This is a genomic window from Streptacidiphilus monticola (assembly GCF_042658505.1).
Lineage (GTDB): Bacteria > Actinomycetota > Actinomycetes > Streptomycetales > Streptomycetaceae > Streptacidiphilus > Streptacidiphilus monticola.
Genome location: NZ_JBHSQJ010000007.1, coordinates 102,848 through 116,548, shown reverse-complemented (window position 1 = coordinate 116,548; position 13,701 = coordinate 102,848). Strand labels below are relative to the sequence as shown.

The 13,701-nt window shown below is 71.1% G+C and carries 15 protein-coding genes; 6 read left to right on the top strand and 9 right to left on the bottom strand.

What is annotated here, in order from left to right:
- Positions 1-213 precede the first annotated feature (213 nt).
- Together ACFP3V_RS02600 and ACFP3V_RS02595 are read left to right on the top strand one after the other, a co-directional pair.
- Complete coding sequence (locus ACFP3V_RS02600; protein ID WP_380579203.1) at positions 214-1,254, top strand: bifunctional lytic transglycosylase/C40 family peptidase; 1,041 nt, start codon at positions 214-216, stop codon at positions 1,252-1,254.
- 164 nt (positions 1,255-1,418) lie between these two features.
- Positions 1,419-2,135, top strand: a complete 717-nt coding sequence (locus tag ACFP3V_RS02595) for a phosphatase PAP2 family protein (protein ID WP_380579201.1) — start codon at positions 1,419-1,421, stop codon at positions 2,133-2,135.
- Between the two features lie 136 nt (positions 2,136-2,271).
- Here ACFP3V_RS02595 and ACFP3V_RS02590 read toward each other — a convergent pair whose 3' ends face one another.
- Together ACFP3V_RS02590 and ACFP3V_RS02585 are read right to left on the bottom strand one after the other, a co-directional pair.
- The gene (locus ACFP3V_RS02590) at positions 2,272-3,885 is read right to left on the bottom strand and encodes an FAD-binding oxidoreductase (protein WP_380579199.1); all 1,614 of its coding nucleotides are present in this window, start codon (positions 3,883-3,885) and stop codon (positions 2,272-2,274) included.
- A 9-nt stretch (positions 3,886-3,894) separates the two neighbouring features.
- Complete coding sequence (locus ACFP3V_RS02585; RefSeq protein WP_380579197.1) at positions 3,895-4,125, bottom strand: hypothetical protein; 231 nt, start codon at positions 4,123-4,125, stop codon at positions 3,895-3,897.
- Between the two features lie 105 nt (positions 4,126-4,230).
- Here ACFP3V_RS02585 and ACFP3V_RS02580 point away from each other — a divergent pair, with 105 nt between their 5' ends.
- Together ACFP3V_RS02580 and ACFP3V_RS02575 are read left to right on the top strand one after the other, a co-directional pair.
- Positions 4,231-5,127, top strand: a complete 897-nt coding sequence (locus ACFP3V_RS02580) for an SCO4651 family lipoprotein (protein WP_380579195.1) — start codon at positions 4,231-4,233, stop codon at positions 5,125-5,127.
- 122 nt (positions 5,128-5,249) lie between these two features.
- Entirely contained in the window at positions 5,250-5,432 is a 183-nt protein-coding gene (locus ACFP3V_RS02575) for a hypothetical protein (protein ID WP_380579193.1), read from the top strand.
- On the opposite strand, the gene ACFP3V_RS02570 is transcribed toward ACFP3V_RS02575, so the two are convergent.
- Complete coding sequence (locus ACFP3V_RS02570; RefSeq protein ID WP_380579191.1) at positions 5,433-5,750, bottom strand: metal-sensitive transcriptional regulator; 318 nt, start codon at positions 5,748-5,750, stop codon at positions 5,433-5,435.
- A 201-nt stretch (positions 5,751-5,951) separates the two neighbouring features.
- Between ACFP3V_RS02570 and ACFP3V_RS02565 the strand changes: the two genes are divergently transcribed.
- Positions 5,952-6,572 carry a DUF47 domain-containing protein gene (locus ACFP3V_RS02565; protein WP_380579189.1) on the top strand — a complete coding sequence of 207 codons (621 nt, stop codon included), beginning with the start codon at positions 5,952-5,954 and terminating at the stop codon, positions 6,570-6,572.
- Between the two features lie 5 nt (positions 6,573-6,577).
- On the top strand, positions 6,578-7,573 hold the full coding sequence (locus ACFP3V_RS02560) for an inorganic phosphate transporter (protein WP_380579187.1): 996 nt from the start codon (positions 6,578-6,580) through the stop codon (positions 7,571-7,573).
- A gap of 239 nt (positions 7,574-7,812) precedes the next feature.
- On the opposite strand, the gene pstB is transcribed toward ACFP3V_RS02560, so the two are convergent.
- The 6 genes from pstB to ACFP3V_RS02530 all read right to left on the bottom strand — a co-directional run bounded on the left by pstB (position 7,813) and on the right by ACFP3V_RS02530 (position 13,701).
- On the bottom strand, positions 7,813-8,589 hold the full coding sequence (gene pstB, locus ACFP3V_RS02555; protein ID WP_380579185.1) for a phosphate ABC transporter ATP-binding protein PstB: 777 nt from the start codon (positions 8,587-8,589) through the stop codon (positions 7,813-7,815).
- Positions 8,590-8,640: 51 nt separating this feature from the next.
- Positions 8,641-9,696: a phosphate ABC transporter permease PstA gene (pstA, locus tag ACFP3V_RS02550; RefSeq protein ID WP_380579183.1), complete on the bottom strand. Its 1,056-nt coding sequence runs from the start codon at positions 9,694-9,696 to the stop codon at positions 8,641-8,643.
- Positions 9,696-10,787, bottom strand: coding sequence for a phosphate ABC transporter permease subunit PstC (pstC, locus tag ACFP3V_RS02545; RefSeq protein WP_380579240.1), 1,092 nt, complete (start codon positions 10,785-10,787; stop codon positions 9,696-9,698). Before pstC ends, pstA begins: the two co-directional genes overlap by 1 nt.
- Positions 10,788-10,929: 142 nt before the next feature.
- Entirely contained in the window at positions 10,930-12,072 is a 1,143-nt protein-coding gene (gene pstS, locus ACFP3V_RS02540) for a phosphate ABC transporter substrate-binding protein PstS (protein WP_380579180.1), read from the bottom strand.
- A gap of 205 nt (positions 12,073-12,277) precedes the next feature.
- Positions 12,278-12,709, bottom strand: coding sequence for an NUDIX hydrolase (locus ACFP3V_RS02535; protein ID WP_380579178.1), 432 nt, complete (start codon positions 12,707-12,709; stop codon positions 12,278-12,280).
- Positions 12,688-13,701, bottom strand: a complete 1,014-nt coding sequence (locus ACFP3V_RS02530) for a CHAD domain-containing protein (protein WP_380579177.1) — start codon at positions 13,699-13,701, stop codon at positions 12,688-12,690. The genes ACFP3V_RS02535 and ACFP3V_RS02530 overlap by 22 nt, the downstream gene beginning before the upstream one ends.

Genomic DNA, 13,701 nt, shown 5'->3' with positions numbered 1-13,701 from the left:
GTGTGTCGACTTGGCCACTTTCCGCAGGAAGCCTCCTGAATCCTGGGGCGCGGCTGACACGATGAGGGTCCGTCAGAAACGGTCAGCCGTCCCGATGAGCGTACCGCTTACTCTCTGTATCACTGGTCATTGCGGTCAGCAATGCCCGCGTCCGTCCCGGTCCGAACAAACCGTCCGATCCGAACGAACCGCCGACAGTGAGGCCGCCCGCGCATGACGTCCCGCAGGACCGCACTCGCCGCCATCACCGCCGGAGGCGGCGGCTTCCTGGCGCTGTTCCTGGGGCTGGTCCTGCTCGGCACCTTCTCCGCCTACGGCTCGCTCACCCAGGCCGAGGCCCAGGGCCGGGTCGCCCTCGCCCCCGGCACCGTCCCCGCCGCGTACACCTCGCTGATCGAGCAATGGGGCACGCTGTGCCCGGAACTGACGCCCCCTCTGCTGGCGGCGCAGCTCTACCAGGAGAGCGGGTTCGACCCGCGGGCGCAGAGCCCGGTCGGTGCGCAGGGCATCGCCCAGTTCATGCCGGGCACCTGGAAGATCTACGGCATCGACCCCACCCACACGCACACGCCGGACGTGTGGAACCCCGCGGACGCCATCCCGTCCGCCGCCTCCTACGACTGCCAACTGGCCAAGGACACCGCGAAGGTGGGCGGGGACCGGGTGGCCAACATGCTCGCCGCCTACAACGCCGGCCCCTACGCCGTCATCCAGGCCGGCGGCGTGCCCCCGATCGCGGAGACGCAGAACTACGTCCGGCGGATCAAGCAGCTCGCCCAGTCGTTCACCGCCACCGCCCCGATGGCCTTCTCCTCGCAGGCGGCCGGGGCCATCTACTACGCGCAGACCAAGCTCGGCACGCCGTACCTGTGGGGGGGCGAGGGCAAGGCCTCCCAGGGCTACCGCTTCGACTGCAGCGGGCTCACCCAGGCCGCGTACGCCAGCGTCGGCATCAAGCTGCCCCGGGTCGCGGCGGACCAGTGGTACGCAGGACCGCACCCCAGCCGGGACCAACTCCAGCCCGGAGACCTGGTGTTCTTCGCCACCAACCCGCACGACCCGGCCACCATCCACCACGTCGGCATCTACGTCGGCGGCGGCTACATGATCAACGCCCCGCACACCGGCGCCGTCATCCGCTACGACAGCATCGACTCCGAGGGCGACTACTACGGCGCCACCCGGGTCACCTCCGACGGGGCCGCCGCCCTGCCGACGGTCAACGGCCAGGGCACGATCGCCAACGGCCACTGACCCGCCAGGGGCCGCATCTGTGCTGTTCCGGTGGGGGATGGACAACATTCCGATAACTTCCGGAGCGGACGGGACCCTTTGGGGGATTCGTTCCGTTGTGCCCCTTGTGAAGCGGGCACACTAGTGCCCGCACGGTGGGGCGGGCCAACAGACGGAGGTGTGGCGTGGGCGCGCTACTCGGGGCGCCTCAGGCGCAGGGCGGCAGTCTCGACTGGGACGTCGTCTCCTCGGTCAACGGCCTGGCCCGGCATCTGCCCTCGGCGCTCGACTCGCTGCTCGCCTTCATGGGGGAGTACGGCGTCCCCCTCGCATCGGTCCTGATGCTGCTCGCCACCTGGCTGTGGGCGCGGAAGCAATCGGACCCGGCCGGCTCGGTCGCGGGCGTGCTCTGGGCCGGACTCGCGGCGGGGCTCGCGCTGGTGGCCAACGTCCCGGTGCGGGCCCTGGTGGAACGGCCGCGGCCCTTCGTCGAACACCCCGGCAGCCTGGACCTGCTGATGGACCATCAGGCCAACGGCTCCTTCGCCAGCGACCACGCCACGTTCACGATGGCGGTCGCGGTCGGGGTCTTCCTGGTCAACCGGCGCTACGGCTTCGTCGCGATGGGCCTGGCGGTACTGGAGGGCTTCCTGCGGATGTTCGTCGGCGTGCACTACCCGACCGACATCCTGGGCGGGTTCGCCCTCGGGACGGCGGTGACGCTGCTGCTCGCGCCGATCGCGATGGCGTTGCTGACCCCGCTGGCCCACTCCGTTTCGCGCTCGGCGCTGGCCCCTCTGATCGCCCATCCCCGTCCCCGCCCTGCCACCGGCAGGCGGAGCGCGCGGCGGGGCGGCCCCGCTCCGCTCCCCGACGAGCCTCCCCACGACCTCGCGGCGTAGCCGCACCGTCAGGGGCGCGAGGAACTGCGCGATCGGCCCACCACTCGGGGAGGTTCGACCCTTGTGCGGGACGAACCTCCCCGGGTGGTGTGTGCCCGCGCGGTTCCTCGCGCCCCTACGGGGCCCTGACGGGGGCTTAGCGCAGGGGGATGGACTGGGGGAAGTGGAAGAGGTCGCTCGGGTCGTAGGCCCGCTTCACCGCCTGCAGGCGCGAGAGGTTGGGGCCGTAGTAGGCCTGGGCCCAGTTGGGCAGGTGCGGGTCGAGGTAGTTCTGGTAGGCCGCGCCGGAGGCGAACCCGCGGAGGGAGTGCCACGTGCCGTCGAGCCACGCCCAGGAGCGGTCCGCGGCGGAGCCGCCGGTGACGCCGGCGGGGTAGTCCGCCGTGTACTGGGCCAGGAACAGGGCGTTGCGGTGCGCGAACGCCGTGGCCGTCACGGGGATCCGGTTGATCGCGCCGCCCAGCGCGTCGAAGGCGACGGCAGCCCGGCCCCCGGCCGGGGCGCTGCGGGGGTAGCGGGCCACCGCGGCCACGACCGCGCGGGCGCCCGCGGCGCTCAGCGGGCGGGTGTAGAAGTCGGACCGCGCGCCGTAGGAGGACCGCCCCACCAGGCCGTTCGCCGTCTGCCCGGGCAGGGGGCCGCGCACGTGGGCCTGGCTGACGCTCTCCCCGGCGACGCCGCCCATGACCTGCATGGTGTGGAAGAACGACGCCGAGTGCAGTCCCACCGATGCCGGACGTACCGTCAGCCGCCGGATCTGCGCCGACAGTTCGGCCTGTGTCGCGCCGACCATGACGCAGGTCGAGGCGATCCGCAGGCGTCCGTCGCTGGAGGCGGACACGTGCAGGTTGGACCAGAGCCGGTCGGGGGCGCTGGGCGCCCAGGCCTGCCAGGCGCGGATGACGTCCGCCGCCTGGGACCAGTTCCAGCTCAGGAAGGCGTAGGCGCAGTCCGGGGCCGGGTGGGTGCGGAAGCGCAGTTGGGTGACGATGCCGAAGTTGCCGCCGCCGCCCCCGCGCAGGGCCCAGAACAGGTCGGCGTGGTGCGTCGCGTCCACGTCGAGGATCCGGCCCGCCGCCGTGACGATCTGAGCGCCCGTCAGGTTGTCACAGGTCAGCCCGTAGGCCCGGCCGGTGACGCCGACACCGCCGCCCAGGGTGAGACCGGTGACGCCCACCGTGGGGCAGGAGCCCGCGGGGATGGTGACGCCATGGGCGTTGAGCTGGGAGTAGACGTCGATGAGGCGGGCGCCGGCGCCGACGACCGCGCCGCCGGGCACGGTGCGGACGGTGTTCAGCCTGCCCAGGTCGACGACCAGGCCGCCTGCGGCCTTGGACCAACCGCCGTAGCTGTGGCCGCCGTTGCGGGCGGAGAGCGGCAGCCGGTACTTCCGGGCGAAGGAGACGCAGGCGGCGACGTCCGCGGCCGAGGCCGGGTAGGCGACGGCGGCGGGGTGGACGCCGTCGTAGCGGGGCTGGAACAGGTGCTGGGCGGCGGTGTAGCGGCTGTCGCCGGGGCGGATGACGGGGCCGTGCAGGCTGCGCGTCAGCGCGGCCCAGTCGGGCGCGTAGGCCGCGACCGCCTCGGAGCCCGCGGTCCCGACGGACCCGACGCCCTCGGTGTGCACGGGGGCGGCCGCGGCGTCGTGACGGATGTCGGCGCAGGCGGTGAGGCCGGCCGCGGCGGCGAGCGCGGTCCCGGCCCGCAGGACGGTGCGCCGGTGGGGACGTGATGCTGCGTCAGCTGCCATGGCTGCGTTCTACCTCTCCGCGGACGGTTCTCCAGCGGGAAGGACGGTCGACACGCCGTCGGCAGTTGCGGTCCCGCCCGCGCCGTCCAGGTGCTCGGCGACGTCGCGGCGGGCGCGGTCGCGGGAGCGGCGGGCGGGGGCGAACCAACCGCAGCTGCAGCGGGCGGTGCAGAAGGAGCCCCGTTCGACGAGGTCCGTCCGGTGCTCGGTGGTGGCGGCCGGGCGCGGCTCCTGCGTCATGGGACCACCGTATCCGGAACCCGTGGCTACGCCGAACGCCGTAACCCCGGGCGGGGGGCGGTCGTTGGTCACGGGACAGGACAGGAAGCGCAGAGAGGTACGGCCGTGTCCGCAGTCCGAGGAGTCCCAGCAGTCGCCCCGCGGAGCAGGAACCGCGCGATCGCCGCCGCGGTGGCCGCCTCGGCCGCCGCCGTCCTGCTGGCCGGCTGCGGCAGCAGCGCCGAGCAGAGCGCGGGGCAGGTGGCCGACCCCTCGATGGACCGGATCGCGGCGGACCCGCTGACCGCGGTGCGCCAGGCCGCCGACCTCACGGGGCACATCGGCAGCCTGGCCACGGCCACCACCCTGCACACCGAGTCGGCGCAGAAGCAGATGACGCTGCACGGCACCGGCGTCTACAACTACACGACGCGGATCGGCCGGCTGGTGGTCACCGTGCCGCCCGGTTCGGGCGGCACCACCGGCAGGCTGACCGAGGTCTTCGAGCCCGGCATCGTCTACATGCAGGGCAGCGGCGCCAAGGTGCCGGTCGGCAAGTGGGTCAAGGTGCAGGTGCAGCAGCTCGGCGACGGCAACCTGGTCAGCAGCGGCGCCACCGACCCGGCGAGCGCCGCCGGCGCGCTGCGCGGCGCGCAGACCGCGAAGCTGGTGGGCACGCAGAAGCAGCCGGACGGCACGGTGGTGCGCCACTTCTCCGGGACGCTGGACCTGGCGGAGGCGGCCAAGGCGACCGGCGGCGGCCAGGCGACGGGGCTCGCGGTCGGGGCGCGGACGTTCACGGTCAAGCAGGTGCCCTACGACGTGTGGCTGGATCAGCACGGCCGGATCCGCAAGGTCGTCGAGGTCTTCACCTTCGCCCAGGTGCCGGGGTCGACCAAGCCCAAGGACCAGGTGAAGGTGACGTCCACGAGCGAGTTCTCGGCCTTCGGGCAGCCGGTCGACGTCAGCGTCCCCTCGGGCGGGGACGTCTACTCCGCGGGCTCGCCGACTCCGTCGAAGTGACGAGCCGAGGCGGAAAATGACCCAGACGTGCCATGTGCGGTCGGGGTCGGCTGCCTACTCTTGAGTTCTGTCAGGGGAGTTCTGTCAGGGTTCGGGAGCCCGGCAGGAGAGGAGGTGGGCGTGTGGCAGCGCACGACCCGGTCGCCCTCGCCGAGATCGAGATGTACAGCAACCTCATCATCGCCGCGTCCGCGACCGAGGAGGAGCAACTGCCGGCCGAGCGCATCGACCAGATCATCGGCGTGGAACGCCCTCGCGTCCCGGCCCAGCGCACCCCGGATGACGCGCCGTCAGCTGCCGGCTAGTCAGCTCCGCAGCAGCCGGGCGATGGCGGCGGTCGCCTCGGCGACCTTGTCGTCGGCCTCGGGGCCACCGTGCTCCACGGCGTCGGCGACGCAGTGCCGCAGGTGCTCCTCGAGCAGGCTGAGGGCGAAGGACTGGAGCGCCTTGGTGCTCGCCGACACCTGGGTGAGGATGTCGATGCAGTACTCGTCCTGCTCCACCATCCGTTGCAGGCCCCGGATCTGACCCTCGATCCGGCGCAGCCGCTTCACGTGGTCGTCCTTGCGGGCGCTGTAGCCGTGCGGGCCGTGCGCCTTGGGCTGCTCCACCGTGTCCTCCACGGCTCCATGGTAGGGCGGCGCAGGGGGCGCGGGCGCAGTCACAAAAGAGTCTCGCTGGGTGCACGGCCGGATCCGTCGGCGCGTTCGTGCGCAAGGATGGTTTTCCGGCTCGGCGGGTCGGCACGGGGCCCCCGGTTTGCGCAATGACCGCACGCAGCGCCTAGCATCGCTACGACCGCACCCTGTACCTCGGAGACTTTTGTGCGAATTCGTCTGACCCCCCGGGAGACGAGCTTCTACGACATGTTCGCCGCCGCCGGCGCGAACCTTGTCACGGGCTCCAAGCTCCTGCTGGAACTGCTCGGCGCCGACGTCGCCGCGCGGTCGGAGATCGCCGACCGGATGCGCGCCGCCGAGCACGCGGGCGACGAGCACACCCACGCGATCTTCCACCAGCTCAACTCGTCCTTCATCACGCCGTTCGACCGCGAGGACATCTACAGCCTGGCCTCCTCGCTCGACGACATCATGGACTTCATGGAGGAGGCCGTCGACCTGGTCGTCCTCTACGGCATCGACACCCTGCCCAAGGGCGTCGAGCAGCAGATCGAGGTGCTCGCCCGCGCCGCGGAGCTGACCGCGGCGGCGATGCCGAACCTGCGCACGATGGACAACCTCACCGAGTACTGGATCGAGGTCAACCGGCTGGAGAACCAGGCGGACCAGATCCACCGCAAGCTGCTCGCGCACCTCTTCGACGGCAGCTTCGACGCCATCGAGGTGCTCAAGCTCAAGCAGGTCGTGGACGTGCTGGAGGAAGCAGCCGACGCGTTCGAGCACGTGGCGAACACGGTGGAGACCATCGCCGTCAAGGAGTCCTGAGCTCCGTGGACATCTTCGGACTCGTCCTGGTCGTCGGCGTGGCCTTCGGCTTCGCCTACACCAACGGCTTCCACGACTCCGCGAACGCCATCGCGACGTCGGTCTCCACCCGGGCGCTCACCCCCAAGGCCGCGCTGCTGATGGCCGCGGTGATGAACCTGGCCGGTGCGTTCCTCGGCGAGGGCGTGGCGGCGACGGTGAGCAAGGGCATCATCGAGACGCCCAAGGGCCACCACGGGATGGTCATCCTGTGGGCCGCGCTGATCGGCGCGATCGCCTGGAACCTGGTCACCTGGTACTTCGGCCTGCCCTCGTCCTCCTCGCACGCCCTCTTCGGCGGCATGGTGGGCGCGGCGCTGGCGGGCGGCACGACGGTGATCTGGTCGGGCGTCTGGGAGAAGGTCGTCGTCCCCATGGTGACCTCGCCGATCGTCGGTCTGATCTGCGGTTTCCTGGTGATGCTGGCCATCATGTGGATCTTCCGCCGGGCCAACCCGCACCGGGCCAAGCGCAACTTCCGTGTGGCGCAGACGGTTTCCGCGGCGGCGATGGCGCTGGGCCACGGCCTGCAGGACTCGCAGAAGACCATGGGCGTCGTGGTGATGGCGCTGACGATCTCCGGCCACCACACGGGATCGGAGATCCCGATCTGGGTGAAGGCCTCGACGGCGGTGGTGCTGTCGCTGGGCACCTGGGCCGGCGGTTGGCGGATCATGCGCACCCTGGGCCGACGGATCATCGAACTCGACCCGCCCCAGGGCTTCGCGGCGGAGTCGGTGGCGGCGTCGATCCTCTACATCACGTCCTACGCGTTCAAGGTCCCGGTGTCCACCACGCACGTGATCACCTCGGCGATCATGGGTGTCGGCGCGACGAAGCGCGTGCGCGCGGTGCGGTGGGGCGTCGCCCGGGACATCGTCCTGGGCTGGTTCATCACGATGCCGGCCGCGGGGCTGGTCGCCGCGATCATCTTCTGGATCAGCTGGGCCGTCGTCGGCTAGTCGCAGAGCCCCCGCGGGGCGCGGGGAACTGCGCGACCGGCCCACCACTCGGGGAGCTCCGTCCCCGAGCAACGGGCCGAACCTCCCCGGGTGGTGTTGCTCGCGCAGTTCCCCGCGCCCCTGGGGAGAGTGCAACTGATCGGTCGTCAAAAAAGGCCCGCCCCTGGTGCGTATCCAGGGGCGGGCCTCGGTGGTCTCCCCGGCGGCACCGCCAGTAGCGCCGGGGAGAGTCAGTGGGGCTATCCGAACCGGCCGGAGATGTAGTCCTCGGTCGCCTGCACCGACGGGTTCGAGAAGATCTTCTGCGTCGAGTCGATCTCGATGAGCCGGCCGGGCTGCCCGACCCCCGCCAGGTTGAAGAACGCCGTCCGGTCGCTCACCCGCGCCGCCTGCTGCATGTTGTGGGTGACGATGACGATCGTGTAGGTCTCCTTGAGCTCGCCGATCAGGTCCTCGATCGCGAGCGTGGAGATCGGGTCCAGCGCCGAGCAGGGCTCGTCCATCAGCAGCACCTGCGGCTCGACCGCGATCGCCCGCGCGATGCACAGGCGCTGCTGCTGGCCGCCGGACAGGCCCGCGCCGGGCTTGTCCAGGCGGTCCTTGACCTCGTTCCACAGGTTCGCGCCGCGCAGCGAGCGCTCGACGGCCTCGTCGATCAGCTTCTTGCTGCGGACACCGTTGAGCTTCAGCCCGGCTGCCACGTTCTCCTTGATGGACATGGTCGGGAACGGGTTCGGCCGCTGGAAGACCATGCCGACGGTCCGCCGGACGGCGACCGGGTCGACGTTGGCGCCGTAGAGGTTCTCGTCGTCGAGGAAGACCTTGCCCTCGACCCGGGCGCCGGGGATGACCTCGTGCATGCGGTTGAGCGTGCGCAGGAAGGTGGACTTGCCGCAGCCGGAGGGGCCGATGAAGGCCGTGACGGTGCGGGGCTCGATGGTCATCGAGATGTCCTCGACGGCCCGGAAGCCGCCGTAGTAGGCGTTCAGACCACTGACGTCGATGCGCTTGGCCATGGTGATCAAATCTTCTTTCGTTCCGGAAGTCTCTGTTGCCCAGCGCCGCGACTAGCGGCTTCCCTTGGGGGCCTTCCAGCGCGCGATGCCGCGCGCCACCAGGTTGAGGATCATGACGACCGCGATCAGGACCAGCGCGCCGCCCCAGGCACGCGCCGTGCTCTGCTCGGTGCCGCGGTTGTACTCGGTCCACACGTAGAGGGGGAGCGAGGACTGCGGGCCGTTGAACGGGTCGTTGTTGATCACGTCGGAGCCGAAGACCAGCATGATGATCGGCGCGGTCTCACCGATGATGCGGGCGATGGCCAGCATCAGGCCGGTGGTGATGCCGCCGATCGCGGTCGGCAGCACGATCCGGACGATGGTCAGCCACTTCGGCACGCCCAGCGCGAGGCTGGCCTCGCGCAGCTCGTTCGGGACGAGCTTGAGCATCTCCTCGGTGGAGCGGACGACCACCGGCAGCATCAGGATGGCCAGGGCGATCGCACCGGCGAAGCCGGTGTAGGGCTGGTTCAGGATGATGATCCAGAACGACAGGACGAAGAGACCGGCGACGATCGACGGGACGCCCGTCATCACGTCGACGAAGAAGCTGACCGCCCGGGCGAGCTTGCCGCTGCGGCCGTACTCGACCAGGTAGACCGCCGTCAGGATGCCGACCGGGGCCGCGAACAGGGTGGCCAGGCCGACCTGCTCCAGGGTGCCGATCAGGGCGTGGTAGAGGCCGCCGCCCTCCTGGTTCGGCGAGATCATGTTCATCGAGTGGGTCAGGAAGTTGCCGTCGACGACCTTGAGGCCCTTCTGGATGGTCATCCAGAGCACGCCGAACAGCGGCAGCAGGGCGAGCAGGAAGGCGACCCAGACCAGGCTGGTGGCCAGGCCGTTCTTGGCCTGGCGGCGACCCTCGACGCGGGCGGCGAGCAGGTACTGCGCGGCCACGAAGAGGATCAGGCCGATGAGGACCCACTGGAGCTTGCTGCTGAGTCCGGCGCCGGCGCCGATGCCGGCGGCGACCGCCAGCGAGCCGACCGCGGTGGCGGCGGGGCTCCACTTGGGCAGCCGACGCTCCGTCAGGGAGCCCTTGCGGGAGAGGACCTGTGTGCTCATCAGGCGTCAGCCCCCGAGTACTCCTTGCGGCGGGCGATGATCAGCCGGGCGCCGCTGTTGACCAGCAGAGTGATGACGAAGAGGACCAGGCCGGCGGCGATCAGCGCGTCCCGGCCGACCGTGCTGGCCTCGCCGAACTGGGTGGCGATGGTCTGCGCGATGGTGGAGCCGGCCGGGTCCAGCACGTGGAAGTTGATGACGTAGCTGGGGGAGAGCACGGTGGCGACGGCCATGGTCTCGCCGAGCGCGCGGCCCAGGCCGAGCATCGACGCGGAGATGATGCCGGAGCGCCCGAAGGGGAGGACGGCGGTCCGGATCACCTCCCAGCGGGTGGCGCCGAGCGCCAGCGCTGCCTCCTCGTGGGCCCGGGGCACCTGGAGGAAGATCTCTCGGGTCACCGCGGTGATGATCGGAAGGATCATGATGGCCAGCAGCACGCCGACGGTGAACAGGCTGCGCGGCTGGGCGCCGGGCTGCAGCTGGTGGAAGACGAAGGTCCAGCCGAAGTACTGGTTCAGCCAGGCGTTGACGCCCAGCATGTGCGGCACCAGGAAGAGCGCGCCCCAGAGGCCGTAGACGATCGAGGGCACCGCGGCGAGCAGGTCGACCACGTAGCCGAGGCCCTGGGCGATCCGGCGCGGTGCGTAGTGCGAGATGAACAGGGCGATGCCGACGGCGATCGGCACGGCCAGGACCATCGCGATGACGGCGGTGACCACGGTGCCGGTGGCGATGGCGGCGACGCCGAAGACGATCGGGTCGTTCTGCGTCTGCCAGTCGGCGGTGGTCAGGAAGTTGCCGTGGTCGGCGCTGATCGCGTAGCCGGCCCGGATGGTCAGGAAGACCGCGATGGCGGCCATGATGACCAGCAGCAGCACGCCCGAGCCGCGCGAGAGGCCGGAGAAGACGCGGTCGCCGATGCGGACCTTGCCGCTGCTCACACCGCTCCCGGACACGCCGGTACCCCGTCGGCCGGTGGCGTCGACGAGGGAGGTGAGGTTCTCGTAGGGGTTCAGCATGTCCTGCGGCGTCGGGTCCTGCGGTTCACGCGGATCCTGCGGCGGCGCACTGGTGTTGCGTGGGATGTCCATCATGTCTCCGGTCTGGTTGGCGCGGCCCGCGGGCCGCACCTGGCGGCGGTGCACCGGACTGGGTGTCGAGTGGGGTCGGAGCGGAGCCCGGGCGTCCCTGCCCTCCCCCTGAGGGGCAGGGACGCCCGGAGTCGACGGTCCGTCAGGCGAGGGTGGCGATCTCGGCCTTGACCTTGGCGGCCAGGTCGGCCGGGAGCGGGACGTAGCCGAGGCTGACGACCGACTGCTGGCCGGCGCTGGAGACCGTGTAGTTCAGGAAGGCCTTCAGGGCGGGCAGGGTGTCGGCCTTGTTGCCCTTGTCGCAGACGATCTCGTAGGTGACGAGGGTCAGCGGGTAGGCGCCCTTGGCGGTGGTGTTGTAGTCCAGCTTCAGGGCCAGGTCGTTGCCGGTGCCCGCGGGCTTGGCGGAGGCGATGAACGCGGTGGCGGCGTCGGTGGTCGGGGCCACGGCGTCACCGGACGCGGTCTTCAGCTTGACCGTGGACAGGCTGCCCTGGGTCGCGTAGGAGAGCTCGAAGTACGAGATCGCCCCCTTGACCTGCTTGACCTGGGCCGCGAGACCGGCGGAGCCGTTGGCCGCCTGGCCGCCCTTGGCCGGCCACGCCTTGTCGGGCGTGTACGGGAAGTCGCTCTTGGCAACGGTGTTCAGGTACGAGGTGAAGTTCTTGGTGGTGCCCGAGGCGTCCGAGCGGTGGAAGGTCTGGATCGCCAGGTCCGGCAGCGAGGCGGAGGGGTTCAGCGCCTTGATGGCCGGGTCGTTCCACTTGGTGATCTTGCCGTCGAAGATCTTCGCCAGGGTGGAGCCGTCGAGGACCAGGTCGGTCACGCCGGGCAGGTTGTAGGAGACCGCGATCGGGCCGCCGATCATCGGCAGGTCGATGCCCTGGCCGCCGGTGCAGACCTTCTTGGAGTCGGCGATCTCGGTGTCCTTCAGCGCGGCGTCGGAGCCCGCGAACGCGATCTTGCCAGCGTTGAAGTTCTGCACGCCCGCGCCGGAGCCGTTGGCGTTGTAGGTGACCGTGACGCCGGAGCACTGCGACTGGAAGTCCTTGACCCACTGGGTCACCGCGTTGGCCTGGGCGGTCGAGCCGGCGCCGAGCAGCTGGCCGGAGGCGCCGGCGCAGGCGGCGTTGGCCGAGGAGCCGGACGCGGCCGAGGCGGACGAGCCGCTCGCGGTGGTGTTCGAGTTGTTGTCGGAGCCGCACGCCGCGAGCGTCAGCGAGCTGACGACCGCCAGGGCGCCGATGGCGAGGGCCTTGGTGCGGCCGTTCCGCTGGAGCTTCACTGGTGTCCCTTTCGAGAGAACAGAGGGTCCAGAAGAGTTCTGGAACCCGTTCAGGTCCTGCTGGAAGGCGCCTGCGGCCTTCCGACGCTCCAGAAGTTAGGCAGGACAGGTGAAGCCCCAGGCCAGCACAAATGAACGGGGAGTGAACCTCGGACGGACACCGGGATACGCGGACCGGTAGTAACGGTTTCGACACGGCGAGGCCTCAGAATCGTTCCGGGAGGAACTTCCTGATCGCGTCCACCAGCTCCCGGTCGTGGTCGTAACTGAGCAGCGCACGGGCCTCGTCGACGGGCAGCCAGCGCAGCTCGTCCACCTCGCGGCCGGGGACGAAGCAGCCGGAGATCCGGACCGCGGCCCAGTAGCGGACCCGCTTCAGCCGGCCGCCGCGCACCGGATAGCGGGTGGTCGGCAACCGCTCGCCCAGCGCGACCCGGTAGCCGGTCTCCTCCAGCGCCTCGCGCACCGCGGCTTCACGGTGGCGTTCCCCGGGCTCCAGCTTCCCTTTGGGGAAGGTCCAGTCGTCGTACTTGGGCCGGTGCACCAGGGCCAGCTCGGCGACGCCGTGCGGGCCGGTCCGCCAGAGCACCACTCCAGCGGCGCGGACCAGCTTCTTCAGTTCGATCGGGCGAGCCATGGGTCGGTGAGCCATCCGGAGTGCGCGAGGTCGGGCCAGCTGACGCCGAAGGCGTGGCGCGCGGCCTCGACCTCCAGGCGTTGATCAGCATGCACCACGCCCAGCACGTACGCCGTCGCCGGAGTGATCCGCGGGGTGCGCGCCGCACCGGCCGCCGCCTCGGCCGCCGCGGCGGCCTCCGCCTGACGCTCCAGCAGATCGCCGTAGCCGCGCAGCAGTTCGAGCGGACGCTCGGCCGCCGCGCCGAGCAGCGGCTGCACGGCCTCCACGGCGTAGCGGGCCCTCAGCACCCGGGTGTGGACCTGGCGCCAGGGCAGGTCGTCGCTCTCGGTGCTCTCCGGGGTGACCGTGCCGCCGAGCCGGTGCAGGGCGTCCCGGTTGTACGGGGTGGCGGCCCGCTCCAGCGGCAGTTCGGCGACGCTCTCCGCCAGCTCCTGCAGCGTGGCCCGGACGGCGGGGAGCAGTGCCTCGGCGGGCTGCCGGTCCCCGCTGCGGTCGCGCAGCGGCAGGTCGGAGGCGAGCAGCGTCATCCGGTCGGCCAGCGCGTGGAAGCGGGCCGAGCCCAGCTCCTGCAGCCGGGCGCTGTGCGCGCGGGAACGGGCGAGGCTGACCTGACGCTCCATCAGCGCCCGCGCCTTGGGTGCCCCCGGATGGCCCGCGAGCAGTCCGACCGCCTCGCGCCCGGTGCCGCCTTCGGCACGCGGCCCGGGGACCGCGGCCTCGGCGCTGGTCAGCGAGTCGATCGAGGCGAGCAGTCGGACCAGGCGGCGGCCGTGGGCCTGCTCCGCGCCCAGCACCTCGCTCAGGGTGGCCAGGTCGGCCGCCAACTGCCGCGCCCAGTCCGCGTCGAGCAGCTCCCCGAAGGTGTGCAGCGCGCCGCCCACTCTGCGCAGATTGCCCTGCCGGACGTCGGGCAGCGTGCGCAGGAACAGCCCGGCCTGCGCGGCCAGGTGGGCGCCGAGCAGGCTCTCGGCCGAGGTCGCCTCGGTCAT

Coding starts and splice junctions, on each gene's coding strand:
- ACFP3V_RS02600 (WP_380579203.1), top strand. CDS start 214: ATGACGTCCCGCAGGACCGCACTCGCCGCCATCACCGCCGGAGGCGGC.
- ACFP3V_RS02590 (WP_380579199.1), bottom strand. CDS start 3,885: ATGGCAGCTGACGCAGCATCACGTCCCCACCGGCGCACCGTCCTGCGG.
- ACFP3V_RS02585 (WP_380579197.1), bottom strand. CDS start 4,125: ATGACGCAGGAGCCGCGCCCGGCCGCCACCACCGAGCACCGGACGGAC.
- pstB (WP_380579185.1), bottom strand. CDS start 8,589: ATGGCCAAGCGCATCGACGTCAGTGGTCTGAACGCCTACTACGGCGGC.
- pstA (WP_380579183.1), bottom strand. CDS start 9,696: ATGAGCACACAGGTCCTCTCCCGCAAGGGCTCCCTGACGGAGCGTCGG.
- pstC (WP_380579240.1), bottom strand. CDS start 10,787: ATGGACATCCCACGCAACACCAGTGCGCCGCCGCAGGATCCGCGTGAA.
- ACFP3V_RS02535 (WP_380579178.1), bottom strand. CDS start 12,709: ATGGCTCGCCCGATCGAACTGAAGAAGCTGGTCCGCGCCGCTGGAGTG.
- ACFP3V_RS02530 (WP_380579177.1), bottom strand. CDS start 13,701: ATGACCGAGGCGACCTCGGCCGAGAGCCTGCTCGGCGCCCACCTGGCC.